At 72.3% G+C, this 25,251-nt stretch carries 24 protein-coding genes; 8 read left to right on the top strand and 16 right to left on the bottom strand.

Translation table 11 applies throughout. The features are described from left to right. The first annotated feature begins 45 nt into the window (after positions 1-45). Both GCL84_RS11245 and GCL84_RS11240 read left to right on the top strand, forming a co-directional pair. Complete coding sequence (locus tag GCL84_RS11245; protein WP_235926154.1) at positions 46-2,139, top strand: MMPL family transporter; 2,094 nt, start codon at positions 46-48, stop codon at positions 2,137-2,139. A 249-nt stretch (positions 2,140-2,388) separates the two neighbouring features. Continuing rightward, on the top strand, positions 2,389-3,228 hold the full coding sequence (locus GCL84_RS11240; RefSeq protein WP_156755375.1) for a ribokinase: 840 nt from the start codon (positions 2,389-2,391) through the stop codon (positions 3,226-3,228). Between the two features lie 140 nt (positions 3,229-3,368). On the opposite strand, the gene GCL84_RS11235 is transcribed toward GCL84_RS11240, so the two are convergent. From GCL84_RS11235 to GCL84_RS11220, 4 genes are all read right to left on the bottom strand, one after another. Further along, complete coding sequence (locus tag GCL84_RS11235; RefSeq protein WP_156755374.1) at positions 3,369-4,538, bottom strand: glycine C-acetyltransferase; 1,170 nt, start codon at positions 4,536-4,538, stop codon at positions 3,369-3,371. Then, complete coding sequence (tdh, locus tag GCL84_RS11230) at positions 4,539-5,567, bottom strand: L-threonine 3-dehydrogenase (RefSeq protein ID WP_156755373.1); 1,029 nt, start codon at positions 5,565-5,567, stop codon at positions 4,539-4,541. Between the two features lie 71 nt (positions 5,568-5,638). Further along, positions 5,639-6,487 carry a LysR family transcriptional regulator gene (locus GCL84_RS11225; protein WP_156755372.1) on the bottom strand — a complete coding sequence of 283 codons (849 nt, stop codon included), beginning with the start codon at positions 6,485-6,487 and terminating at the stop codon, positions 5,639-5,641. Further along, on the bottom strand, positions 6,488-7,711 hold the full coding sequence (locus tag GCL84_RS11220; protein WP_156755371.1) for a pyridoxal phosphate-dependent decarboxylase family protein: 1,224 nt from the start codon (positions 7,709-7,711) through the stop codon (positions 6,488-6,490). It abuts the gene before it with no gap. A gap of 35 nt (positions 7,712-7,746) precedes the next feature. Here GCL84_RS11220 and GCL84_RS11215 point away from each other — a divergent pair, with 35 nt between their 5' ends. Both GCL84_RS11215 and GCL84_RS11210 read left to right on the top strand, forming a co-directional pair. Continuing rightward, complete coding sequence (locus tag GCL84_RS11215; protein ID WP_156755370.1) at positions 7,747-8,322, top strand: TetR/AcrR family transcriptional regulator; 576 nt, start codon at positions 7,747-7,749, stop codon at positions 8,320-8,322. A 34-nt stretch (positions 8,323-8,356) separates the two neighbouring features. Next, positions 8,357-9,061: a MerR family transcriptional regulator gene (locus tag GCL84_RS11210; RefSeq protein ID WP_156755369.1), complete on the top strand. Its 705-nt coding sequence runs from the start codon at positions 8,357-8,359 to the stop codon at positions 9,059-9,061. A gap of 35 nt (positions 9,062-9,096) precedes the next feature. Here GCL84_RS11210 and GCL84_RS11205 read toward each other — a convergent pair whose 3' ends face one another. From GCL84_RS11205 to GCL84_RS11190, 4 genes are read right to left on the bottom strand one after another with little or no spacing between them, the layout of a single operon-like run. Then, the gene (locus GCL84_RS11205) at positions 9,097-9,711 is read right to left on the bottom strand and encodes a DUF1707 SHOCT-like domain-containing protein (protein ID WP_156755368.1); all 615 of its coding nucleotides are present in this window, start codon (positions 9,709-9,711) and stop codon (positions 9,097-9,099) included. A gap of 9 nt (positions 9,712-9,720) precedes the next feature. Beyond that, a complete protein-coding gene (locus GCL84_RS11200) occupies positions 9,721-10,356 on the bottom strand; it encodes a response regulator (protein ID WP_156755367.1) in 636 nt (211 codons plus the stop codon). Next, entirely contained in the window at positions 10,353-11,465 is a 1,113-nt protein-coding gene (macS, locus tag GCL84_RS11195; RefSeq protein ID WP_156755366.1) for a MacS family sensor histidine kinase, read from the bottom strand. Before macS ends, GCL84_RS11200 begins: the two co-directional genes overlap by 4 nt. Further along, on the bottom strand, positions 11,462-12,643 hold the full coding sequence (locus GCL84_RS11190; RefSeq protein ID WP_156755365.1) for an AI-2E family transporter: 1,182 nt from the start codon (positions 12,641-12,643) through the stop codon (positions 11,462-11,464). Before GCL84_RS11190 ends, macS begins: the two co-directional genes overlap by 4 nt. A gap of 54 nt (positions 12,644-12,697) precedes the next feature. Between GCL84_RS11190 and GCL84_RS11185 the strand changes: the two genes are divergently transcribed. The 3 genes from GCL84_RS11185 to GCL84_RS11175 all read left to right on the top strand — a co-directional run bounded on the left by GCL84_RS11185 (position 12,698) and on the right by GCL84_RS11175 (position 18,213). Then, positions 12,698-14,917 (top strand): hypothetical protein, encoded by a 2,220-nt coding sequence (locus GCL84_RS11185; RefSeq protein WP_156755364.1) that lies wholly within the window; start codon positions 12,698-12,700, stop codon positions 14,915-14,917. A gap of 206 nt (positions 14,918-15,123) precedes the next feature. Continuing rightward, on the top strand, positions 15,124-15,879 hold the full coding sequence (locus GCL84_RS30625) for a hypothetical protein (protein ID WP_156755363.1): 756 nt from the start codon (positions 15,124-15,126) through the stop codon (positions 15,877-15,879). A gap of 192 nt (positions 15,880-16,071) precedes the next feature. Beyond that, positions 16,072-18,213, top strand: a complete 2,142-nt coding sequence (locus tag GCL84_RS11175; RefSeq protein ID WP_156755362.1) for a hypothetical protein — start codon at positions 16,072-16,074, stop codon at positions 18,211-18,213. A 73-nt stretch (positions 18,214-18,286) separates the two neighbouring features. On the opposite strand, the gene GCL84_RS11170 is transcribed toward GCL84_RS11175, so the two are convergent. The 8 genes from GCL84_RS11170 to GCL84_RS11135 all read right to left on the bottom strand — a co-directional run bounded on the left by GCL84_RS11170 (position 18,287) and on the right by GCL84_RS11135 (position 24,207). Further along, the gene (locus tag GCL84_RS11170) at positions 18,287-18,835 is read right to left on the bottom strand and encodes a DUF3885 domain-containing protein (RefSeq protein ID WP_456236897.1); all 549 of its coding nucleotides are present in this window, start codon (positions 18,833-18,835) and stop codon (positions 18,287-18,289) included. A 71-nt stretch (positions 18,836-18,906) separates the two neighbouring features. After that, on the bottom strand, positions 18,907-20,283 hold the full coding sequence (dnaB, locus tag GCL84_RS11165) for a replicative DNA helicase (protein ID WP_156755360.1): 1,377 nt from the start codon (positions 20,281-20,283) through the stop codon (positions 18,907-18,909). A gap of 416 nt (positions 20,284-20,699) precedes the next feature. Beyond that, entirely contained in the window at positions 20,700-21,155 is a 456-nt protein-coding gene (rplI, locus tag GCL84_RS11160) for a 50S ribosomal protein L9 (RefSeq protein WP_156755359.1), read from the bottom strand. A 17-nt stretch (positions 21,156-21,172) separates the two neighbouring features. Further along, the gene (gene rpsR, locus GCL84_RS11155) at positions 21,173-21,421 is read right to left on the bottom strand and encodes a 30S ribosomal protein S18 (RefSeq protein WP_156755358.1); all 249 of its coding nucleotides are present in this window, start codon (positions 21,419-21,421) and stop codon (positions 21,173-21,175) included. A 55-nt stretch (positions 21,422-21,476) separates the two neighbouring features. Then, positions 21,477-21,995 carry a single-stranded DNA-binding protein gene (locus tag GCL84_RS11150; RefSeq protein WP_156755357.1) on the bottom strand — a complete coding sequence of 173 codons (519 nt, stop codon included), beginning with the start codon at positions 21,993-21,995 and terminating at the stop codon, positions 21,477-21,479. Between the two features lie 16 nt (positions 21,996-22,011). Further along, a complete protein-coding gene (rpsF, locus tag GCL84_RS11145) occupies positions 22,012-22,302 on the bottom strand; it encodes a 30S ribosomal protein S6 (RefSeq protein WP_156755356.1) in 291 nt (96 codons plus the stop codon). Positions 22,303-22,392: 90 nt separating this feature from the next. After that, a complete protein-coding gene (locus GCL84_RS11140) occupies positions 22,393-23,292 on the bottom strand; it encodes a hypothetical protein (RefSeq protein WP_156755355.1) in 900 nt (299 codons plus the stop codon). Positions 23,293-23,370: 78 nt separating this feature from the next. Next, complete coding sequence (locus tag GCL84_RS11135) at positions 23,371-24,207, bottom strand: hypothetical protein (RefSeq protein WP_235926152.1); 837 nt, start codon at positions 24,205-24,207, stop codon at positions 23,371-23,373. 352 nt (positions 24,208-24,559) lie between these two features. On the opposite strand from GCL84_RS11135, the gene GCL84_RS11130 reads away from it, so the two are divergent. Next, positions 24,560-25,251, top strand: a 692-nt coding sequence (locus GCL84_RS11130) for a deoxyribonuclease IV (RefSeq protein ID WP_156755354.1), incomplete at its 3' end; no start/stop codon positions are given.

The raw sequence follows: 25,251 nt of genomic DNA, 5'->3' as shown, positions 1-25,251 counted from the left end.
CCGATGCGCTGGAGGAGTCGCGTGTTCCAAGCCTGGGGATCTGTGGTGAACCGGCGGCGGTGGGCCGTCGTCATCGCGGCCGTGGTGGTCGTGCTCGGTGGCGGGCTGTGGGGGCTCGGGGTCTTCGACAAGCTCACCCAGGGCGGGTACGACGACCCGGGCAGCCAGTCCTTCGAGGTCGACCGGATCGTCGAGCAGGAGCTCGGGCAGCGGCCTACTGACGTCGTCGTGCTCTACACCGCGCCCGCCGGGACGACAGTCGACGACCCCGCCGTCGCCCAGAAGGTGCGCGCCTCCCTCGACGCCCTGCCGGGGACCGCCGTCGCCCAGCGCGTCGACTTCACCCAGCAGCCCGCCCTGGTCAGCCCGGACAGGACCAAGGGCCTGGCCACCCTCTCGCTGACCGGTGAGTCCGCAGACGCGCACCAGAGCGCCTACGCCGAGATCAAGGACGGCCTGGCCGTCGACGGCGTCGAGACCGAGGTCGGCGGGCAGGTCGCCATCGAGCAGGCGATGACCGAGCGCTCCACGGGCGACCTCATCGTCGCCGAGGCCATCTCGCTGCCGATCACCCTGGTCCTGCTGGTGGTGATCTTCGGCAGCCTGGTCTCCGCGGCGCTGCCGGTGCTCGTCGGCGGCATGGCGATCTTCGGCTCGCTGGCCGTGCTGCGCCTGCTCAGCCTGGGCTTGGAGATCAACACCTTCGCGGTCAACGTCGCCACCCTGCTCGGCCTGGGCATGGCGATCGACTACGGCCTGTTCACCGTCGGCCGCTACCGCGAGGAGCTCGCCGCGGGCGCCGCCCCGGCCGACGCGGTCCGCACCACCATCGCCACCGCGGGCCGCACCGTCGCGTTCTCGGCGACGCTGCTGGTCATCGCGCTCGCCGGGCTCCTGGTCTTCCCGATGGAGTTCCTCAAGTCGATGGCCTACGGCGGCATGTCGGCCGTCGCCATCGCCGCGCTGCTGTCGCTGACCCTGCTGCCCGCCCTGCTGTCGATCCTCGGCCACCGCGTCGAGAAGGGCGCCGTGCCGTGGCGCAAGCGCGAGCAGCCGTCGGAGACCGGGCTGCTCGGCAGGCTCAGCGACGCCGTCATGCGCAGGCCGGTGTGGTTCGCCGCCCCGATCATCGCCGCGCTGGTCGTGCTCGCCCTGCCCCTGGGCGGCGCGAGCTTCGGCGTCGCCGACGAGAAGCAGCTCCCGCCCGGCGACCCCGACCGGGTCACCGCCGAGACCATCGCGACCACCTTCCCCGCCGCGGGCACCAACACCGCCACGGTCCTGCTGCGCGGCGTCGACCAGGCCGGGGTGACCGAGGCGACCCGGGACCTCGGCCAGATCCCCGGCGTCATCGCCGTGGCCCCCAAGGGCCAGCAGGGTGACGTCGTCGCGCTGACCGTCCCGCTCGACGGCGACGCCGCCTCCCAGCAGAGCAGCGACGCGATCACCGCCATGCGCGCCCTCGACGTCGGCGGGGAGGTGCTGGTCGGCGGCTTCCCGGCGCGCACGGCCGACGCGTTCACCGCCATCGTCGAGGGGGTGCCGTGGATGGTCGCGATCCTCGTCGCCGCGACGCTGGTGCTGATGTTCCTGGCGTTCGGCTCGATCCTGCTGCCGGTCAAGGCGGTGGTGATGAGCGCGCTGAGCCTGGGGGCGACCTACGGCGTGCTGACGTTCGTCTTCGAGGACGGCCACGGCGCCGGGCTGCTCAACGTGTCACCGCAACCGATGCAGGCGGGGATGCTCGTGCTCGTCGGCGCGGTGGTCTTCGGCCTGTCGACCGACTACGAGACCTTCCTGCTCTCGCGCATGGTCGAGGCCAGGCACACCGGTCTGTCCACCCGCGCGGCCGTCCGAGTGGGACTGGTCCGCACCGGCCCCATGATCACCGCGGCGGCGCTGCTGCTGGCGGTGGTCACCGGGGCCTTCGCCCTGTCCGGCTTGCAGAGCATGCGCCTCATCGGCGTCGGCATGATCGTCGCCCTGCTGCTGGACGCGACCGTCGTGCGGATGCTGCTGGTCCCCGCCGTCATCCGCCTCTTCGGCGACCGGGCGTGGTGGGCGCCGGGCCCGCTGCGCAGGCTCCAGGAGAAGGCCGGGCTGTCCGAGGTCGAACGGCCGGTGCTGGAGAAGGTGTGACCGGTCCACCGGCGCCGATCGCTCGGGGGGCTACACGACCGACGCCGGTGGACGGAACCGGTCGGGGCTCGCGCCCCACCCGGCGCCCGGGGCGGGCCGGAGCCCGCCTCGGGATCTTCCGCGCCGCCGATTTCCCGGCGGCACGTGAACAGTGACGCACATTCTGGCACCGCGGCTCCCCCGAACCGCTCGATCGTTCACACTTGCGCACGTTCGCAATTGGCAACGGCCTCTGACTAGGCTCGATGCGTGCAGCCCCAGGTTCTCGTCCTCGGCTCGGCCAACGCCGATCTCGTCGTCGAAGTCCCCCGCCGTCCCGCGGGCGGTGAGACGGTCCTCGGTTCGGACGCCCGGGTCCTCCCCGGCGGCAAGGGCGCCAACACCGCCGTGGCCGCCGCCCGCCTGGGCGCCAGGGTCGCCCTCACCGCCGCCATCGGCGAGGACGCGCACGGCGACCTCCTGCTGACCTCCCTGCGCGAGGCGGGAGTGGACACGACCGCGGTCCACCGCGTCAGCCGCCCCACCGGCACCGCCCTGATCACGGTGACCCCGGACGGCGAGAACTCCATCGTCGTCTCCCCCGGCGCCAACGCCACCCTGACGGCGTCAGACGTGGACGTCACGGGCGCCGCTGTCCTCGTGGCATCCCTGGAGGTCCCCCTGGCGGTCGTGGAACACGCCATCGCCGCCGCTGTCGCCGCGGGCGTGCGCCCCATCCTCAACCTGTCCCCGGTCGCTCCCCTGTCGCCGGAGACCCTCGCCGCCCTGGACCCCCTCATCGTCAACGAGCACGAGGCGGAACTCCTGGGCGACCTCCTGGCCCTGGGCTGCCGATCCGCCATCATCACCCGAGGCCCAGCAGGCGCCACCGTCCGCACCCCCGACGGCTCGGTCGACCTCCCCGCCCCCCGGGTCACCCCGGTGGACACCACCGGCGCGGGCGACGCCTTCGCCGGAGCCCTGGCCACCGAACTGGCCGCCGGGGCCACCCTCGAATCCGCGACCAGACTGGCCATCGACGTTGCCAGCGTTTCAGTGACCAGGCAGGGCGCCCAGCCTTCCTACCCCGTGCGCGCTGATCTTCCCTAGCTGTGGAAAGCCTGGGGACAACCTGGGGATTGCTTGTGGACAAACTCCTGTTATCGCAGGTGAGGCCCTGTGTGTAACTGGGGATGGTCGACATCCCCAGCCTGTGGACAACTTGGTCGGCGCGGCGCCCCGTGCTGTGCTCACATCCGGCGACGGGCCTCCACGAACGCCGCGACAGCCCGGTCGACGTCCTCGTCCGTGTGCGCCGCCGACATCTGCGTGCGGATGCGGGCCTTGCCGTGCGGGACCACCGGATAAGAGAACCCGATGACGTAAACCCCCTGCTCGAGCAGCAGATCGGCCATCCGCGACGCCTCCGCCGCGTCCCCGATCATCACCGGGATGATCGGGTGGGCGCCGTCGAGCAGCGTGAAGCCCGCAGCGGTCATCCCCGCCCGGAACCGCGCCGCGTTGGCGCGCAGGCGCTCCAGCAGATCGGGGGTGATGAGGTCGAGGGCCGTGAGGGCGGCGGCGGTGATGCTGGGGGCCAGGGAGTTGGAGAACAGGTACGGGCGGGAGCGCTGCCGCAGGAGTTCGACGACCTCGGCGTGGCCGGAGGTGTAGCCGCCGCTGGCGCCGCCCAGGGCCTTGCCGAGGGTGCCGGTGTAAATGTCGATCTTGTCCGAGACGCCGAAGTGGGCGGGGGTGCCCGCGCCGGTGGGGCCCATGAGGCCGACGGCGTGCGAGTCGTCGACCATGACCAGGGCGTCGTGGCGGGCGGCCAGGTCGGTGATCTCGTCGAGGGGGGCGAGGTAGCCGTCCATGGAGAACACGCCGTCGGTGGCGATGAGGCGGTGGCGGGCGCCTGCGGCGGCCTCGAGCTGGGCTTCGAGGTCGGCCATGTCGCGGTTGCGGTACCTGAAGCGCTTGGCCTTGGCGAGGCGGACGCCGTCGATGATGCTGGCGTGGTTGAGCTCGTCGGAGATGATCGCGTCCTCGGCGGAGAGCAGGGTCTCGAACAGGCCGCCGTTGGCGTCGAAGCAGGAGCTGTAGAGGATCGTGTCCTCGGTGCCCAGGAACTCCGACAGCCGCCGCTCCAGCTCCTTGTGCGGCGCCTGGGTGCCGCAGATGAAGCGGACCGAGGCCATGCCGAAGCCCCACTCGTCCAGCGCCGACTTCGCCGCCGCGACCAGCGCCGGGTGGTCGGCCAGGCCCAGGTAGTTGTTGGCGCAGAAGTTCAGCACCTGCCCCGAGGCCACCGAGATGGTGGCGCGCTGCGGGGACTGGATGACCCGCTCCGCCTTGTGCAACCCGGCCTCGCGGATCTCCGACAGGGTGGTCCGCAGCTCTTCGCGCATGGTGCCGAACATTCAGCTCTCCCAGTCCAGGACGACTTTGCCGGTGCTGCCCGCGCGGGCGGTGGCGAAGGCCCGCTCGTGCTCGGTGTGGTGGAACGTGTGCGTCACGACCGGCGCGATGTCCAAGCCGCCCTGCAGCAGGACCGACATGGCGTACCAGGTCTCGAACATCTCCCGGCCGTAGACGCCCTTGATCGTGATCATCTTCTGCACGACGGCGGCCAGGTCCACCGACACCTCGGTCGCGGGCAGGCCGAGGACGGCGATCTTGCCGCCGTGGGTCATGTTGGCGATCATCTCGCGCAGCGCCGAGGGCTGCCCGGACATCTCCATGCCCACGTCGAAGCCCTCGGACATCGCCAGCGCCGGGTAGACCTCGCCCAGCGACGCCCGCGCGACGTTCACCGCGAGGTCGACGCCGAGCTTGCGGGCCAGCTCCAACCGCGGCTCGCTGACGTCGGTGATCACCACGTGCCGGGCGCCCGCGTGCTTGGCGATCGCCGCGGCCATCAGCCCGATCGGCCCCGCGCCGGTGACCAGCACGTCCTCGCCCAGCACCGGGAAGCTCAGCGCGGTGTGCACGGCGTTGCCGAACGGGTCGAAGATCGCGGCGATGTCCAGGTCGACCTCGTGGCCGTGCACCCACGCGTTCTGCTCGGGGATCACCACGAACTCCGCGAACGCCCCGGCGGTGTGCACGCCCAGGCCGGTGGTGCGCGCGCACAGGTGGCGGCGGCCCGCCCGGCAGTTGCGGCAGGTCCCGCAGACCAGGTGGCCCTCACCGCTGACGAGGTCGCCCACGGCCACCTTCGCCACCGCCGCGCCCACCTCGACGACCCGGCCGACGAACTCGTGCCCGAGCACGAGCGGCGGGCGCACGGTCCGCGCCGCCCAGGCGTCCCAGGCGTCGATGTGCAGGTCCGTGCCGCAGATGCCGGTGCGCAGCACGCGCAGCTTGACCTCGCCCGGCCCGACCTCGGGCTCCGGCACGTCCAGCAGCGCCAACCCGGGCTCCGGGGCTGCCTTGACCAGTGCTCTCACCGCGCACCTCCTGCTCCCGAGTCTGGCTGGGACGGTGGCGGCGGTCCATCGGGACTTTCTGCAGTGGCTTGTCAGGCGACCTGGACAAGCGCCCGCACCACCGCCGCGACGAGCGGGTGGTCCGCACGTCCGGCGCGGGTCATGGCGAACACGTGCCGCTGCGCGGGCACCCGCAGCGCGATCCCCCGACCGGGTGGCAGGGCGGTGCGCGGGATGAGGGCGACGGCGCCGGTCTCGACGAGGGCGAGCTGCGCGGTGAAGTCGTCCGAGGTGTGCCGCACGCGGGGAGTGAACCCGGCGGTGAGACAGGCTTGCTGGACGACGTCGCGCAGCGGGTTGCCGGGCAGCGGCACCACCCACGGGTCGCAGGCGAGGTCGCGCAGGTCGACCTCCTCGCGCGCGGCGAGCGCGTGCGCGGGTGGCAGGGCGGCGTCGAACAGCTCGGAGTACAGCGGGGTGCTGGCCAGCCTCGGCGAATCCTGCTGCCGCATGGTGACCGCGATGTCGATCTCGCCGTCGAGCAGCATCGGCAGGCTGGCCTGCCCCTCGGCGTCGCTGACCCGCAGCTCGATGCCGGGCAGCGCCGCCTGTGCCTTCGCCACGACCCGGGTGATCGCCGTGGCGAACGCGGCCACCCGCACCCGCCCGGTGCTGCCGTCGGCCAGGCCGGCCAGGGTGGACTCGGCCCGGTCCAGCTCGGCCAGGACCGCGTCCGCGTGCTCGGCGAGCAACTCCCCCGCCGGGGTCAGCCAGACCCGGCGGCCCTTGCGGCGCAACAGCTCTTGCCCTGCCTCTGTCTCAAGGGAAGCTAGTTGCTGGGATACGGCCGACGGTGTCAGGTGCAGCGCGCGACCGGCGGCGGTGACCGTGCCGTGGTCGGCCAGCGCGCGCAGCACCCGCAGCCGCTTGGGATCGATCATCTAGCTGTATCGGATCTCGGCGTCGCGCGCGGTGCCTGGGTCGGCCACCGCGGCGGCGAGGTCGCCGAGGAACTGATGGATGACCCGGTGGTGCTCCGGCGAGATGGTCATGTGCAGCGCCTCCGGCCCGGACTGCCGGTCCAGGTGCCAGCCCGCCTCGTCCATCCGGTCGCCGATGGCCATGATCCGCGGGTGGGTGAAGGCCAGGATGGTCGCGGTCGGGTCGCCCAGGACCCGCAGGCCGAGGTCCTCGATGCCCGTGCGCAGCGCGGCGACGTTGTCCAGCGTGCGGTTGACCAGCCGGGTGTAGCCGTCGAAGCCCAGGTGGTTCATGACCGACCAGGCCGCGGCGACCGGGGCGGCGGGGCGCGCGCCCGCCAGCGCGAGCGAGCCGTAGAGGCCGCCGGGCCAGTCGTCGTAGAGGAAGGCCTGGTATTGCAGGACATGCGCGCCCTCGCGGTGCAGCAGGACCGACGCGCCCTTGGTGGTGTAGCCGTACTTGTGCACGTCGGAGGAGATGGTGCTGACGCCGGGCACGGCGAAGTCGAACGGCGGGGCGTCGGGCTTGAACGGCAGCACGAAACCGCCCATGCAGGCGTCGGTGTGGAACGGCACGCCGCGCTCGGCGGCCAAGCCGGCCAGCTCCGGGATCGGGTCGATCACGCCGAACGGGTAGTTCGGCGCGGACCCGGCGACCAGCGCGGTCCGCGCCGGGTCGATCAGCGATTCAGCCGCTGAGACGTCGGCGCGGAAGTCGTCGTCGACCGGGATCTGCACCAGCTCCAGGTCGAAGTACTTCGCGCCCTTGGCGAACGCCGGGTGCGCCGTGCGCGGCACCACCAGCGTCGGCCGCTCGACACCGCGCTCCGCCCTGGCCCGGTCCCGCGCCACCCGCACGGCCTGCATGATCGACTCGGTGCCGCCGGAGGTCATCGAGCCGGACGCGCCCGCTGGGGCGTGCAGCAGCCCGGCCGTCATCGCCACGACCTCGCGCTCCATGTCGGCCAGCGAGGGGAAGCGGAACGGGTTGAGCGCGTTCTCGTGCAGGTAGAGGTTGTTGGCCTCGTGCAGCACCTCGTCGACGTCCGGCCCGGCCGGGTAGACCAGGCTCCAGGTCCGGCCGCCGCGCCAGTCGGCGTCGGCGGACTTGCGGGCGCGCAGGTCGTTGACGAGTTCGTCGCGGGCGCGGCCGTGAGCGGGGAGGACGACGTCGGGGAGCTCCATGGACAAGAGCTTACTCGCTCAGGTAACTTTTACTCATGCAGGTAAAAGCTGGTGGGGCGGGTGCCGAGCAGGTCAGGCGGGCGCAGATCACCGAGGCCGCCATCGAGGTGATCGCCGACCTGGGGTTCGCCGGGGCGTCCTTCGCCAAGATCGTCGAGCGGGCCGGGCTGAGCAGCACCCGGATGATCTCCTACCACTTCGCCGACAAGTCCGACCTGGTCATGGCCGTGCTGACGACCGCGATCGCCGCCGCGGACGAGGCGCTCGACGCCCGCGTCGCCGGGGTTTCCGACCGCGTGGGGCTGCTGCGCGCGCACATCGAGGCCAGGGTCGAGTTCCTCCGCACCCACCCCAGGCACCTGCGCGCCATCGTCGAGGTCGGCACCGGCTCCCGCGAGCCGCTGCACGCCGCCGTCCTCGCCGACTTCCGGGTCGGCAGGCTGCGCCGCCAGCTCATCCAGGGCCAGCGCGAGGGGGCCTTCGCGCAGTTCGACCCCGACCTGGTCGCCGAGGTGGTCGCGAGCGCGCTCGACGGCCTGGCCCGCGGCGGGGACGACCTCGCCGACAGCTCCGCGCTGGCCGATTTCCTCATCCGCGCGATTCGGGCTTGAACCTCACGCAACGGGAGGTCCTACGGTCGACACCGTGGACGAACAAGAGCGCTGGAGCGTCGGTGACCTGGCCAAATCGGCCGGTCTCACCGTCCGCACCCTGCACCACTACGACGAGATCGGCCTGGTCTCCCCCAGCGAGCGCACCCCGGCCGGACACCGCCGGTACACCCCCGCCGACGTGCGGACCCTGTACCGCGTCCGCGCCCTGCGCTCACTGGGCCTGGGGCTCGACACCATCGCCGAGACCCTGGCGGGCCCGGCCGACCTGTCCGACGTGCTGCGCACCCAACTGGTCCACCTCGACGCCGAGCTGGACCGCACCAAGGCCCTCCGGGCCAGGGTCAGCGCCCTCATCGGCCACCAGACCACCCTCGACCTCCTGGAGGCGATGCACATGATCGAGCAGTACTACACCCCTGAGCAGCTCGAGTACCTGGCCCGCAGGCGCGACGAGCTGGGCGAGGACCACATCAAGGCCGTCGAGGCCGAGTGGCCGGGCGTCATCGAGCGGATGACCGCCCACCACAAGGCGGGCACCGACCCGGCCGACCCCGACGTCCAGGCCCTGGCCACCCGCTGGTCCGAGCTGATGGCCGAGTTCCACGGCGGCGACCAGTCGATCATCGACTCCGCGCAGCGGATGCTGACCGACACCGAGGCCGAGGGCAAGCAGGAGAGCAACGGCTACAACAAGGAGCTGTTCGCCTACGTCCAGCGCGCCTGGGACGCAAAGTAGGCGGCGCGGTCAAGCGCGGCGGCGGTGGTCCTGGCCTACTGCCAGGTGAAGCCGCCGTTGCGCTTGATCGCCAGCTTCCCGAACCGGTACCGCGTCTCCCGGCGGATGGTCAGGCTGCCCGCGCGGACCAGGCCAGACAGCACGAACTTCGGCGCGGACACGCCCTGCTCCCGGACGCCGCGCTCGGTGATCTCCCCGCCGATCGAGGTCCGCAGGTCGGACAGGTCGCACCGGGCGCCGTCCGGGATGGTCAGGTCGACCGAGCCCGCGGTGTTGTCGAGCTCGACGTGGACGACCTTGTGGTTGATCACGGCCGAGGTGAAGTCCAGCTCCACCGTGCCCATCCGGTTGTGGACGACCAGGTGCTCGGGCACCTCCCAGCCACCGGTGCGGCGGACGGTCGACATGTTGGCGCGCAGGTGCTCCGGCTCGGCCGCGTCCTGGGCCTCGCCGGTGAACAGGCCGGGGAGGTCGACGAGGACGACGTTCAGCTCGCCGCGGGTCTTGGCGGCGAGGGCGACGTCCGTGCGCCGGGTGAACTCGTCGAGGTCTATCAGGCCGTGGCCGATCGCCTTCTGCAGCACGGAGATGACGTGGTCTCGTTCGGCGTCGGAGACGCGCAGGTCACGGGGGCTGATGGGGGACGTCACGGGTCCAGTTTACGGCTTCTCGTCCAGTCCGTGCTCGATCGCGTAGCGGGCCAGCTCGACGCGGTTGTGCAGTTGCAGCTTGCGCAGGGTCGACTGGACGTGGTTCTCGACCGTGCGGTGCGACAGCACGAGGCGGTCGGCGATCTGGCGGGCGGTGAGGCCCTTGGCGACCAGGCGCAGCACCTCGGTCTCCCGGTCGGTCAGCCGCGGCGGGGACGGCTCGGTGGACATCCGCCGGTACTCGCCCAGGACCAGCCCGGCCAGCCCCGCGGTGAACACCGCGTCGCCCGCCGCGGTCCGGCGCACGGCGTCCTCCAGCTCCACCGCCGAGGCCGACTTGACCAGGTACCCCGAGGCGCCCGCCTTGACCGCCTGCAGGACGTCGTCGTGCTCGCCGCTGGCCGACAGGACCAGGACCCGGGTCTGCGGCAGCGCCGCGGTGATCTCGCGGGTCGCGTCGGCACCGGAGTCCGGGCCGAGGTTGAGGTCCATCAGCACCACGTCGGGGCGGACCGTGGCGGCCACCCGCACGGCCGCGGCGGCGTCGGCCGCGGTCGCGCACACGTCGAAGCCGCGCTCGGCCAGGTCCCTGGCCACGCCGTCGCGCCACATGGGGTGGTCGTCGACCACCATCACAGAGATCATCTCGGCACCCGCAACTCCCACTCCACGCCCTGACCGGGCCCAGTCTCCAAGCTGACCTCGCCGCCGAGCGACTCGACCCTGCCGCGGATGGACCGGGCCACGCCCAGCCTGCCCTGCGCCGAGGCCTCGGCCAGTCTGCCGGGGGCCATGCCCACCCCGTCGTCGCGGACGCTGAGCACGACCTCCGAGCCCAGGTCCTCCAGCAGCACCCACGCCCTGGCCGCCGGGCCCGCGTGCCGCTCGACGTTCACCAGCGCCTCCCGGACCAGCAGCGACAGCTCCGCCGCCGTCTCCTCGGGCAGCACCACCGGCGTGCCGGGCACCGAGATCTGCACCCGGTCGGTCGCCAGCACCTGCACCATCCCGCGCAGGTCGGCCGACCCGCCCGCCGATTCCAGCGGGGCGGCCGAGACCAGCGCGCGCAGCGCCACCTCCTGCCGCCCGGCCAGCTCACCCAGCTCGGCGGCCTCTCCGCCGACCTCCCTGCCCCGCTTGCGGACCCGGGCCAGCACCTGCAGGACGCTGTCGTGGATGCCCCTGGCCAGCCGCTCCCGCTCGGCGGCCGCCGCCTCGATCCGCTCCGCGGCCGCCAGCCGGGCCGCCGAGGCGCGCGAGGTCGACGCGGCCAGGCCCAGCACCCCGCCGATGCCGACCAGCAGCACCATGTCCCTGGTCAGGTCGACGTCGACGCGCTCGCGCACCAGGAAGTTGACCGCCGAGATGACCAGCCCGCACGTCGCGCCGCCGAGCATCCCGGCCCGCACCGCGCCGAAGGCGACCACCGCGGTCACCCAGACCGTCGGCACCAGCGGCACCGCCCCGGCGAGCTGCTCCGGGGTCAGCACCAGCCGCGAGGAGGCCATCACCGCCGTGCAGAACACCACGTCGAGCGCGATGAACCAGGGCGCCCCGTGCCCGGCCCGCAGGTAGTGCGCCGCCGAGGCGGCCGTCCACGCGGCCATCGCGCCGATCACGACCCAGGCCAGCCACGTCCTGTCGTACTCGCCCTGGTGGGTGGCCACGATGGCGGCGGCGAACACCAGGGTGATCACCCGCAGCAGGACGGCGGCGCGCCACAGCGGCGTGGTCGGGTCGCGCCGGTCGATCACCCCGGTTCCCCCGCCCCAGCCGGGTTGGCGTTGGGGTGGGACGCGACCGGCTCCAGCGGCTCGATCTCGTCCGGGTCGGGGTCGACCTCCTTGAGCAGCGACCGGATGCCCGCGTTGAGCACGGCCAGCAGCGGCACCGACAGCAGCGCGCCCGCGATGCCCGCCGAGACCAGGCCCGCGGCGATCGCGACGACGACGGCCAGCGGGTGCAGCCGCACCGCGCGGCCCAGCAGCCACGGTTGCAGCACGTGGCTCTCCAGTTGCATCACACCGATCAGGATCGCCAGCACGACCAGCGCCTGGATCGGCCCGTTGGCCACCAGCGCGATCAGGATGGCGACGCTGCCCGCCAGCAGCGCGCCGATGATCGGGATGAACGCGGTGAGGAACACCAGCGCGGCCAGCGGCACCACCAGCGGCACCCCGACCAGCCACAGCCCCACGCCGACGCCCACCGCGTCGACCACGGCCACCGCCGCGGTCGCGCGCACGTAGCTGACCAGCGAGGAGAACCCGCGCCGCCCGGCGACGTCGACCCGGTCGCGCACCCGGTCGGGCACGCCGCGCACCAGGAACGACCAGATGCCGCCGCCGTCGTAGAGGAAGAAGATGAGCACGAACAGCGTGAGCAGCATCCCCGTGAGGATCTCGCCGATGGTCGCCGCGGTCGTGAGCGCGCCCGTGGTGATCTCGGACTGGTTGTTCTTGATCGAGTCGATGGCGGTGGTGAGGAACTGCTGGATCTGGTCCTGCCGCAGGTGCAGCGGACCGTCGGCCAGCCAGGTGCGCACCGTGTCGAGGCTGGAGCCGACCTGCGTTTGCAGGTCGGGCAGGCCGCTGATGAACTCGGTGACCACGAAGGTCAGCACACCGCCCAGGATCGCCAGCCCGCCGACGAGCACGATCGCCGTCGCCAGGCCGCGCGGCACCCGCCAGCGCATCAGCGCGCTGACCCCGGGGGCCATCAGCGCCGAGAGCAGGATCGCGATCGCGATCGGCACCACGAGCGTGGCGAAGTAGCCCATCAGCCAGATCACGGCGTACATCGCGCCGATCACCACGAGGAACCGCCACGACAGCGCGGCGCTCACCCGCAGCCCCCTGGGGACCAGCGGGGTGACGTCCTCCAGCGCCGGGGCGGGCTTGCTCTTGCGGCCCGCCACGATGTTTCTGCTCACCGCGATCACGGTATCCGCACAAACCCCCTGGCGCTGCGGGTTTCCTCTGATGAGATGGGCAGTGTGACGACCCGGATACCCGCTGCTCAACTCACCGACATCGAGCAGGAGGTCCGGGCCGCGTTCGGCACCGGCGCCGCGCTCGACCTCGGCGGCGCGCCAGTGCGCGGCGACGTGCTCTCCGCCCTGCTCGTCGGGGGTTACCCGCTGGGTGCGGACGCCTCTCCGGCGCTTCGCCTGGACAACGCCCACATCACCGGGGAGCTGGAGCTGGAGGGCCGCGAGGTCGGCCACCTGATCAGCCTGCACGGCTGCGTCTTCGACACCGCCCCAGACCTGCGCATGGCCCGCCTGCTGGCGCTGAGCCTGCGCGGCTGCGCGGTGCCCGGCCTGCGCGCCCGCAACCTGCGCGTGGGCAGCGACCTGCGGCTGGAGCTGGGTTTCCACTGCGCGGGCGTGCTCGACCTGACCGACGCCTCGGTCGAGGGCACGCTGCGGCTGTCGCGGGCCGTGCTCGACCACCCCGAGGGCGTCGCCGTCCGCGCCGAGCGGCTGCGGGTGTCCGGGTCGGTGCAGGCGTTCGCGCTGCGGGTGCACGGGGAGGTGCTGCTGTCCGGCGCCGACGTCGGCGGCGGCGTGCACCTGTCCGACGCCGAGCTGCGCAACCCGGGCGGTGTCGCGCTGGAGGCCTCCGGTCTCGCGGTCACCGACAGCCTGTTCTGCGACAACGGTTTCGAGGCCGCGGGCGCCGTGCGCCTGTCCGGGGCCCGCATCGGCGGCGACGCCGTGTTCTCCTCCGCGCACCTGACCGACCCGCCCGCGCGCGACCAGCGCGTCCTGGTGCTGCCCAGCGGCGGTGACGGCGACGGCAACGGCTACGCGCTCGACGCCGACCGGCTGCGCGTCGACGGCGACCTGCGCTTCGACCGCGGCTTCCGCGCCGAGGGCGCGCTCGGCCTGCGCGGCGCCCGGATCGGCGGGCACCTGCTGCTGTCCGGGGCCACCATCGGCCACCGCGCGCACGTCGCCGGGCTGGCGGCGGCGTTCGCCGAGGGCAGGCCGGTGGAGACCGTGCCGCTGGCCCTGGTCGGCGACGGGATCGAGGTCGGCGGCGACGTCGAGGCGCGCGACCCCAGCCGGGGCAGCCGCGAGGGCTCGCTGCTGGCCTACGGCCAGGTCCGGCTCGTCGACGGCACCGTGCACGGCAGCGCCAGCCTGTCCAGGGCCCGGCTGCGCAACCCGGGCGGCGACGCGCTGTTCGCCGACCGGCTGCGCGTGGCGGGCACGCTGTTCCTGCGCAGGCTGCGCGCCTGCGGGTCGATCCGGTTGCAGAACGCCAGCATCGGGTCCAGCCTCGACTGCTCCGGCGCGCACCTGCTCACCCCGCGCCTGCGCCCGGACGGCACGGTCAAGCCCTCGCTCGACGCGCGCGTGGCCACCATCGGCAAGGACCTGCTGTGCAGCCGGGGCTTCCGGGCCATCGGCGGCGTGCGCGTCCGGCTGACCGAGGTGGGCAAGCGGGCGACCTTCGCGGGCGCGCGGCTGGGCGGGCGGACCAAACCCGGCCACCCCGTCGCGACCAAGGCGCTGCAGGCCTACGGGTTGACCGCGCACGAGCTGGTGCTGCTGTTCCCCGAGCACCGCCCGCCCGCCGGGGCGGTCAACCTCTCGCGCGCCACCGTCGTCTCGGTGACCGACGGGCCCGGCCTGTGGGCCGCGCGCGGCGGCATCGACGTCGAGGACTTCACCTACGAGGCGGTGCGGGCGGTGCCGGAGGTCCCGGTGCGGACCCGGCTGGCTTGGCTGCGCGCGGTGCAGCCGGACTTCGCGCCCGGCCCCTACGAGCGGCTGGCCACGGTCTACTCCGAGGGCGGCGAGGAGGAGATGGCGCAGCTCGTGCAGATGGAGCGCCAGCGCCGCCGGTACTCCGAGCTGCACCTGGCCGGGCGGATGTGGGGGAAGCTGCAGGAGTGGACCGTGGGCTACGGCTACCGGCCGTGGCTGGCGATCCTGTGGCTGGTCGGGTTCTGGCTGATCGGCTTCGCCTGGTTCCTGACGCACCGGATGACCCGGCTCAACTCCGACACCGACCCGGTGTGGAACCCGGCGATCCTGGCCACCGACCTGCTGCTGCCGATCATCGACCTCGGCCAGGACGGGATGTGGCAGATGACCGGGCCGTCGCAGTGGCTCGCCGGAACCCTGATCGCCGTCGGGTGGATCCTCGCCACCACGGTGGCCGCGGGCGCCACCCGAGTCCTCAAGCGCGCATGATCAATCGCTGTGGACAGTTTTCACAAAGTCCAGACCCGACCTGGCGGTATCGACTCTGAGTTACCTGTGGAAACACTCTGTGTTTGTCACACGATCCGGTGGGTCTCCCTGGTCACGCTCGCCTCGCATCCCGTTGTGGTGAAAGTGTCTGCCTTGCACGGGGTTGACCGTGCGCAGTCGATCGGAAGGCACAGGGTCACCGAACCGTGGGCGCGCAGCAGAGGGAGACCACCGCCGTGCGGCGCGCGCTCTCGCGCGGCCTGCTGGTCCTCGGTGGCGGCATCGCCGCCACGGCCGCCGCGTGGGCGCTGTCCACCGCGTCCGCGAGCGCAGCCCCCGCCCTGCCCACCCCGCCCCAGCCGATCAGCGGTCTCCCGGTCCTCGCCGAGGGCGCCACCGTCCTGCAGACCACCGCCACCAACGTGACCGACGGCCTCGGTGAACTGCTCGACCCCGAGCGCGCCCGCGACGTCGTCGAGGACATCGGCCGCGACCTCACCACCCACCTCGACCCGGTCGAGGCGACCCAGCCGGTGGCCCCGCCCGCGCCGACCGACGCGCGCCCGGACGAGCCGGAGACCGCGCCCGCCGCACAGGCGCCCGCGCCGCCGCAGGCCCCGGCCGTGCAGCCCACCCCCGCGCAGGCCGAAGCGCCCGCCGCACCCCACGTCGAGACCGAAGAGCGCGTCGCTGCGCCGAGCGCTCCCAGCGCGGCGGCACCCACGCGCGGCTCGCCGGAGCCCGCTCCGGCTCCCAGCCCCGCCCAGCAGACCCCCTTCGCCACTCCCGCCCCGCTCAACCCCACGCACACCGGCGCGGGCAGCAACGCCAACGCGCCCGCTTCCGGTCTGCTCGGCACGGTCCCCGCCAGCATCAAGCTCGTCCCCATCGCGGCTGTGCGCCCCGACGAGACCAGGGTCCCCGCCTCGGCGGGCACCCAGCCCGGCGTCACCCCCGACTGATCCCCGCCGCTGGGCGGCGGAGCCCGAACGCGCTCCGCACCGGCCCAGCCGCCGCAGTCCTGACGCACCTGTCGCACGACCTTGACCCCCCCCACGCGGACCCAGTGGTCCCGTGATCCCCGATGGGCGGCCTGATCCCCTGACGCCTCGGCGTCGGCCGCCCGTGCCATCCCGATGAAGGAGAACACCAGAATGCACACCTGGGCGATGCGCGGCCTCCAGACCGCGCTTGTCACCGGGGGTCTGCTGATGCTGGGAACCGGCATCGCCTCCGCGGACGAGGACGTCAACCCCGACCGTCTCGCGAACGCGTTGGACGCCGTGCCCAACATCCCGGCCCACCTCGACGGCAGCGCCACCGGAACCCCGTTCGGCCAGCGCGACCTGCCGTTGATCGACCACACCCTCTCGATCCCCCCGGAGGCGGTCCTCGGCCACCTCCCGCTCGGCGACGGCGGCCTCGAGGCGGCCGACCCGGCCTCGGGCAAGTCCGCCGCCGACGGCGTCCCGGTCGCCATCGACCCGAGCCCGACCGCGGGCACCGCCACCCCGCTCGGCACCGACAACCTGACCCAGTCGATCGCGGACCACGTCGTCATCCTCGACTGGACCACCCCGGTCCCGATCGACGGCCACGCGCTCGCGGGCACCGAGCCGCAGCACTCGGAGCGCCTGGACCTCGCGGGCGCCCCGGTCTACGTGCACACCACCGGCCTGGACTCGATCCTGGGCCTCGACAGCGGCCAGCCCGGCGCAGGCCCGATCGAGTCGCTCACCAACGGCACGCGTGCCAGCGGCGACCTCGGCCACGAGAGCGCCAAGCTCAGCAGGTCCGAGGGCGCCGACGTCCACGGCGTGTTCGCGGGCGACATCCCCCAGGCCCCCGACGTGCTGTCGAGCCAGGCGTTCGGCCCCGACAGCGGCGCCTTCGACGCAGCCTCGATGGCTCCCCAGGCCATGCAGGCCGTCAACGACGCGGCGGCGGTCAACCGCCCCGCGCGCGGCCCGGCCGCCGCCCCCGGCGAGATCCGCTCGCTGCCGGGCACGGTCGTCAACCCGCTCGTGCAGACGGTCGGCGACTCGGTCTCCGACGTCGCCTCGGCCTCCGCGGGCGCCCTGTTCACCAGCAGGGACGCGGGCGACCTGACGGGCCACCTGACCGGCGACCTGACCGACATCCCGGCCGGGGCGCTGGCCGATCCGCAGGCCAACACCGTGGGGGCGCTCATCGCGCAGGCGCCCGACGCGTTGGACAACACCACCGCCGGCGCCGTCGGCGGCATTTCCAAGACTCCCGGTGAGGTGGGCAACCTGTCCGGTCTGCACGGCGTCCTGCCCGTGGGTGGCAGCGCACCGATCTTCGGCGTCCCGATCAACATCCTCGCCGACGCGATCAGCAACACCACCCCCAAGGGCGATCTCGCCGCCGATGAGAACCTCGTCCCGCTCAGCCTGCCCAAGGCGGGCGCGCTGCCGCTGACCAAGGCGCCCACGGTGCTGCAGGGCCGCGCCAACCCGATCGCCGACCTGCCCACGGGCGGCGGCCTCCTGTCGAACGTGCCGCTGGCCGGTTCGCTGCTCGACACGCTGCCCCTGGGCCGCTCCGGCCCCCCCGCGGGCGGCAACGTGCTCGCGGGCACGAGGGACTTCGTCTCGGCCACCGAGCTGACCCAGCTCATCCCCGCCCTGACCGCCGAGGGCATGCCGCAGTGGCCCACCCAGGGCTCGCCCGCCCAGGGCCTGCTCAACCGCCCGACCGACCACATCGCCACCCTGTCCGCCCCGGGGTTGCCGATCCCGGTCCTCAGCAGCCGCCAGCCCCAGAACTCGAAGGCGCGCGCGGCCACCCCCGCTCTGCCGATCGAGGGCGTGCTCGGCGGTGGCCGCCCGAACACCAACATCAGCGCTCTGCCCACCCAGGGCCTGCTGGGCGGGGTGCTCAACAACCGCCGGCCGCACACCGCGAAGACCCGTGCGGACGCCCCCGCACTGCCCGGCCTGAACACCGTTGCGGGCCTGCCGCAGCGACCCACCCACCGCCCCGCCCAGGCCCCCCTCGGCGGCGGTCGCCCGTCCGGCCACTTCGGCGCCCTGCCCGCCCAGGCGGCACTGACCCCGGTCATCAACAACGCCCACATCCACACCAACAACTCCCGCTCGGACGCCTCGGCCATGCCCGGCCTGGACTCCGGCGCGGGCGTGTTCTCCGGCGACCTGTTCGAGGTCCTGGACGTGCACACCCTCCCCGCGACTGGCCCGTCGGGTCTGACCTCCCTCACCGACACCCAGTCCAAGCTGGCCGGCGTCTTCGGCCAATTCCCCACGATCGACTGACCACCGGTCCGAAGGAAGAGGAAAGGCCCCCGGGATCTCCCTCCCGGGGGCCTTTCCCATGCCGTGGCGATCGTCAGCGTTCGGGCGACAACCACGCGTTGTACTCGGCGGCGAGACCGTCACGTGCGTCGGTGCTGCCGGCGATCACTCTCGCGCCGCCGTCGAAGGGGTGGTAGAGCCAGTCCAGGGTGCGGTCGGCGAGGAGGACGCCGTCGGTGCCGTCACTGGCCACCAGCAACAGGAGTTGGCCTAGCGCTGGATCGTCAACCGTGGTTCGGGCGACGAAATAGTGGTGCCAGGAGTGATAGCCCGGCTGGGTGGCGAGGTCGTCACTGCGCCAGTGCACGGCCGCGGGCACGGCGCGGGCGACCATCCCGTCGCGGGCCGTGGGTTGCGAGGTGCCAGACCACGAGCAGGTGACCGCGAAGAGCGCGTCGTCGCCGGGCAGCGCGGTGTCGTTGAGCAGCGCTTCGAGCAGCACGTGGCGGCGGCGCAGGATCTCGGCACGTTCGGCGTCGGTGTCGGCGTACCTCTTCGACTCCGGCAGGCTGTCGAACCTGAGCGACTGCTGCCGGAACCGAGCGTGGAGTCGCGGAGCGGCCGGAGGGCACGTGCCCCAAATCCTGGCCCACGCCCGACTCAGTGCGGAGATGTTGACGTGCCCTCGTGGATGAGTCCATGCCGTCGACGGGGTCAGCCCTGGGCCAGGTCGGCGAAGCGGGAGTAGTGGAGTTGGTGGGCCACGACGACGGTTGCGGTGGGGCCTGCTCGGTGCTTGGCGAGGATCAGGTCTGCTTCGCCCGCTCGGGGGTCGTCGCGTTCCCAGGCGTCGGGGCGGTTGATGAGCAGGACCATGTCGGCGTCCTGCTCGAGGGAGCCGGACTCGCGGAGGTCGGAGAGCATGGGGCGCTTGTCGGTGCGCTGTTCGGGGCCTCGGTTGAGCTGGCTGATGGCGATGACGGGGACCTCGATCTCCTTGGCCAGGAGCTTGAGCTGGCGGGAGAACTCGGAGACCTCTTGCTGGCGGGACTCGACCCGCTTGCCGGAGGTCATGAGCTGGAGGTAGTCGACGACGACCAGCTTGAGGTCGTGGCGCTGCTTGAGGCGCCTGGCCTTGGCCCGGATCTCCATCATGGTCATGTTCGGGGAGTCGTCGACGAACAGGGGGGCCTCGCTGATCTCGCTCATCTTGCGGGCGAGGCGGGTCCAGTCGTCGTCGGACATGCGGCCGCCGCGCATGTCGCCCAGGCGGATCTTGGCCTCGGCGGAGAGCAGGCGCATGACGATCTCCGTGCGGCTCATCTCCAGGGAGAAGATGGCGCTGGTCATGCCGTGGGCGATGGAGCAGGAGCGGGCGAAGTCCAGGCCCAGTGTCGACTTGCCGACACCGGGGCGGGCCGCCACGATCACCATCTGGCCGGGGTGCAGGCCGTTGGTGATCTCGTCCAGGTCGGCGAAGCCGGTGGGGATGCCGAGTGAGTTGCCGCCGCGTGAGGCGATGGCGTCGATCTCGTCCATCGTGGGTTGCAGCAGGTCCTCGAGCGCGACGTAGTCCTCGCTCATGCTGCGCTCGGTCACGTCGTAGATGGACGCCTGCGCCCGGTCGACGATCTCGGTGACGTCGGCGCCCTCCGCGCCCTGGTAGCCCAGTTGCACGATCCGCGTCCCGGCCTCGACCAGCCGCCGCAGGATCGCCTTCTCGGCCACGATCTCGGCGTAGTACCCGGCGTTCGCCGCCGTGGGCACGGTGGAGATCAGGTTGTGCAGGTAGTTCGGGCCGCCGATGCGCACCAGCTCGCCGCGCCGGTCCAGCTCGGCCGACACCATGATCGGGTCGGCGGGCTCGCCGCGCCCGTACAGGTCGAGGATGCAGTCGTAGATGGTCTGGTGCTTGGGCTTGTAGAAGTCGCCGGGGCGCAGCGCCTCGATGACGTCGGCGATCGCGTCCTTGGACAGCATCATCCCGCCGAGGACGCTCTGCTCGGCGGCGTCGTCCTGCGGCGGCTGCCGGTCGAGCCCCCGCTCCAGCGGTGGTGCGGAAGTCATCGACCTGTCATCGGTCAGCGCCACGTGGAGACCCCCCTCCGGTTCGAGTCGCACACCTGTTCGACTTGCCGACGATACGCCGGGGGTGCGACAGCTTGGACGCTATGACCCCCGAACGGCCCCTTGCAAACCGCCCTGGGGATAGTCCTGTGGATAACTTGGGGATGGTTGCCCACACCTGAGCACAGGTCTGGGGATACCTGTGGACAACTTGGGGACAACTATCGAACAAGTCAGCGAAACACCAGGTCAGACCCTGTGTACAAGGTGTGGAAAAACTAGCTCGGCGTGTCGCGCCACACTGGCCTCTCGGCGTGTCGCGACACGCGTGACTCGGGTGAGTGACACGGGGGTGTGCACAACCCCTGTGGATAACTCGGCACAAGCCCGCAGCCCCCGTTCGGACCAGTCCGAACGGGGGCTGCGGGTGGTTGGGGCGGTCAGCCCGCCGAGGACACCTCGAGGGTGAACGCGGCGGTGACGTCCGGGTGCAGGCGCACCGACACCGAGTGCCTGCCGGTCGTCTTGATGTGACCCGGCAGCTCCAGGGCGCGCTTGTCGAGCACCGGGCCGCCCGCGGCCTTGACCGCGGAGACGACGTCGCTGGTGGTGACCGAGCCGAACAGCTTCTTCGACCCGGTGGCCGCCTTGGCGGTCAGCGGGACGTTGCCGAGACCGGCGAGCTGCGCCTTGACCTCGCGGGCGTGGTCGAGGTCGCGGATCCGGCTGGACTCCTGGGCGCGGCGGATGACCTGCACCTGCTTCTCGGCGCCCTTGGTCGCGAGGATCGCGAAGCCGCGGGGCAGCAGGTAGTTGCGGCCGTAGCCGTCCTTGACCTCGACGGAGTCGCCGGGGCCGCCGAGGCCGTCCACGTCAGTGGTGAGGATGAGCTTCATGTCAGGTCCTCTCCAGGTCAGCGGGCGGTCGAGGTGTAGGGGAGCAGAGCGACCTCGCGCGCGTTCTTGACCGCGATGGCCACGTCGCGCTGGTGCTGGCTGCAGTTGCCGGTCACTCGGCGGGCACGGATCTTGCCGCGGTCGGAGATGTACTTCCGCAGCAGGGTCGTGTCCTTGTAGTCGATGTTGACCGGACGGTCCTTCTTCAGGTCCTTGCAGAACACGCAGACCTTCTTCTTGGGCTTCCTGATCGGTGGCTTGGCCACTGGGGTACTCCTGGGTCTTCAGTCGTCGTGAAAAGAGTCTGGGGTGCTGCCCTCGTCAGAAGGGCGGCTCGTCGTTGAAGCCGCCGCCACCGCCGCCGCTGCCACCACCGGAACCACCGGCGGGCGGGGCGGAGCCCCACGGGTCGTCGGCGGGCTGGGCGGAACCGCCGCCGCCACCGCCGCCGTAACCGCCGCCGCCGCCAGTGCCGCGGCTGACCTTGTTGACCTTGGCCGTGGCGTAGCGCAGGGACGGGCCGACCTCGTCGACCTCGAGCTCGACAACGGTGCGCTTCTCGCCCTCGCGGGTCTCGAAGGAACGCTGCTTGAGGCGGCCCTGGACGACCACGCGCGCGCCCCTGGTCAGCGACTCCGCGACGTTCTCCGCCGCCTGCCGCCAGATGTTGCACCGCAGGAACAGCGCCTCGCCGTCCTTCCACTCGCCAGAGGCGCGGTCGAAGGTCCTCGGGGTGGACGCCACGGTGAAGCTCGCCACCGCGGCCCCGGAGGGGGTGAAGCGCAGTTCGGGGTCGGCGGTCAGGTTGCCGACCACGGTGATCGTCGTGTCACCAGCCATCGTTGTCTCGCCTCCGTCAGGCCGCGTCGCGCCGCATGACCTTGGTGCGCAGCACGGACTCCTGCAGCCCGAGCTGGCGGTCGAGCTCCTTGACCGCGTCCGGCTCGGCGTTGAGGTCGAGGACGGCGTAGATGCCCTCGGTGTTCTTGTTGATCTCGAACGAGAGGCGGCGCTTGCCCCAGACGTCGACCTTCTCCACGTTGCCGCCCGACGTGCGGATGACGTTGAGGAACGTGTCAAGGGACGGGGCGACTGTGCGCTCGTCGAGTGTGGGGTCGAGGATGACCATGACCTCGTAATGACGCATGAAGACCACTCACCTCCTGTGGACTAGGCGGCCACGGACTTTCCGCGGCAGGAGGGTCTCGCGTCCGGCAAGGTTAACAGCCGTCTCGGCTCAGCTTTGCCGCAGGACCCACGTGCGGACCAGTGAACCGGTCACCACCGACAAAACCAGGGCCGCGAGCAGGAGGGGGGCGCCGACGCCACCCGTTCGGGGGTGGTCGGCGGGCAGGACCTGGGCGTTCCCGGCGGCGCGCTGGACGTCCACGCCGTTCTCGTCCTGGCCGATGATGCCGAACTGCGGCGTGTACCCCGGCACTCCGACCTGGGCTTCCGGGGACGACGGGGTGTAGACCCCGGCGGGCGCGTACGGGATGCCGCTGTAGTCGCGCGGCGGGGCGGTGGCCCCGGAGCCGGGGGCGCTGGTCGGCGGGTAGAGCGAGGGCGCGGGCAGTCGCGTGGCGCTGCCGGTGGGGGTTCCGGGCGGCGTCGCGGTCGGCTCGTCCGGGGCCTGCGACGGCGGCGCGGGCTCGGTCGTCTCCGGCGGCGGGGTCGGGTTGAGCGCCCGCACGGCCATGCCGCACGACGCCTCGACCTGCTCGCGCACCTTGGCCACGACGGTGTCGGCCTGCTCCTCGATCTCCCGCATCGGCCGCACGGCGGCGACCACCGCGTCGGCGACGGCCTGCGGGCTGACCGCGCCCTCGCCATCGGGCACCTCGCCGACCTCGACGCCGATGCCGAGCGGGAAGACCACGCCGACGGCGACCGCGGCGAGCGGACCGAGCCCCTCGGTGTCGCTGACCGCCTTGGTGACCATGCCGTTGACCGCGAGCCGGGCGAGGATGATCGGCTGCCCGCGGAACGCCACGACGTCCTGTTCGCAGCTCAACGCGAGGAAGGGCAGCGGGTTCGCCGGATCAGCGGCGGCGGGACCCGCGCCTGCGAGGGCGGCCGCGGACACGGCTGCCACCGCGAGGGACGAGCAGACCAGCCGCCGGATTCCGTTGCGCACCTGCCGAACACCTCGTTCACTCGTCCGATTGACACACTGTGGTGTGAACAATAGACGGGAAAGGGTGACTTTTGGTTATCAGGCAAACGTGCGGCGCAGAACCCATGTCCGAACGAGCGCGGCGGTGACCCCCGAGAGGAGGAGGACCGCGAGGAGGACGGGCATCGCGATGCGGTTGCCGCCGATGCCGTCGATCGCCTCGGCTTGCCCCGCCTGGTGGACGCCGTCCGCGTCGTCGGTGCCGAGGATGCCGAACTCGGGCGCGTAGCCGGGCACCGAGCCGCCGTAGCGGACGCCCGGCGACGGGGAGAACAGCCCGGCCTTGGTGAACGGGATGGAGGCGTAGTCGGTCATCGGCGAGCGGCCCGAGCCGAGGCCCAGGTCGTAGAGCGGGAGGCCGCCGGGGGTGAGGCTGGTGCCGGTGCCGTTGGTGGACCCGGGGGTGGTCCCTGGCGCGGCAGGGCCGCCGCCACCGCCGTTCGGGTCGCCCGGGTTGGTGGTCCCGCCGCCACCGCCTGGATTCGTGCCGCCACCGGGCGCGCCGGGAACGACCTTGGGCAGTGCGTCGGCGACCGGGCCGACGATCGGACCAGTGACGCCGCCGACTGTCTCGCCCACGCCCGGCGCGGATTCCTGGACAGGGGCGACGACGGAGTTGACCACCTTGACGACGACCTTGCAGGGCCCGGACAGCACGCTGAGGACGTTGTTCAGGATGGGGCCGACCGGCAGCAGCTTGCCGACCGCCCCGGCCACCGTCCGGCCGTCGATCTCACTGTTGGAGGTGCCGATGACGCCGACAGGGATGGTGACCGGCAGCGTCTTCAACACGTTGGAGATGCCCAGCAGGCCGGCCAGGGTGGGATCGAGGATGTCGGTGACCGTCTTGGTCACAGCCCCCGCGCTGATGCTCACGACGGCACCAGGTGCACCGGTCACGGTGGCTCCGCAGGTGGAGGCGACCACAGGCGCCGCGGCCGACGCCTGGGTCGAGCCGAGGAGGAGCCCAGCGGTGGTGGTGCCGATGGTGAGCACCAACCCAGCCGCGAGGGTCTTCGCGCGACGCTGCATGAGGGCCTCCGGGGACTGCTGAAACCTTGCCGTCTACTGGCTGAAACGAACATATCCCGGGTTGGTGACGCGGAACCCCGGCATTGCTCTGAAATTCCTTCACGATCGCCCGGACGGCCCAATCCGAGGCGGAACGCCCTCCGCTGCGTGGGCGTGGGGGTTTGCGTGTCGGTCCCGACGACTACCCTCGCCGAACATGAGCATCGGGGCCCACGTACGCGACGACGACCCGCTCGCCGCGGCGCAGGAGCGCGCGGCCGAGGTGGTGCAGTTCTTCCTGGCCGACCCGCAGGGGTGGAAGGCGCCGCAGCCGCACCCCAAGGCCGACGAGCTGCTGGCCTCCGACGTCACCGTCTTCGTGCACGCGCCCTACGTGGTGAACCTGGCCTCGACCAACAACCGGGTCCGCATTCCCTCCCGCAAGCTGGTCACCCAGCACGCCGAGGGCGCGGCCAAGGTCGGCGCCAAGGGGTTGGTGGTGCACGGCGGGCACGTCACCAAGGGCGAGGATCCGCAGGTCGGCATCGACAACTGGCGCAAGTTCTTCGAGCGCCAGCACGCCGAGGGCGGTTTCCCGGTGCCGGTCCTGATCGAGAACACCGCGGGCGGCGACAACGCCATGGCCCGCCGGTTCGACGTGCTCGCCAGGCTGTGGGACGCGGTCGGCGAGTTCGGCGCCGGGTTCTGCCTGGACACCTGCCACGCGTTCGCCGCGGGTGAGGACCTGGTCGGCATCGTCGAGCGGGTCCGGGCGATCACCGGCCGCATCGACCTGGTGCACCTGAACAGCTCGCGCGACGAGTTCGGCTCGGCCCGCGACCGGCACGACAACATCGCCACCGGCACCATTGACGCCCAGCAACTCGTCGACGTCCTCGCCGCCGCCGC

Source organism: Actinokineospora pegani (assembly GCF_009745975.1).
Classification (GTDB): domain Bacteria; phylum Actinomycetota; class Actinomycetes; order Mycobacteriales; family Pseudonocardiaceae; genus Actinokineospora; species Actinokineospora pegani.
Note: the sequence above shows the minus strand (reverse complement) of the source record. Positions and strands in the feature narration are given on the sequence as shown.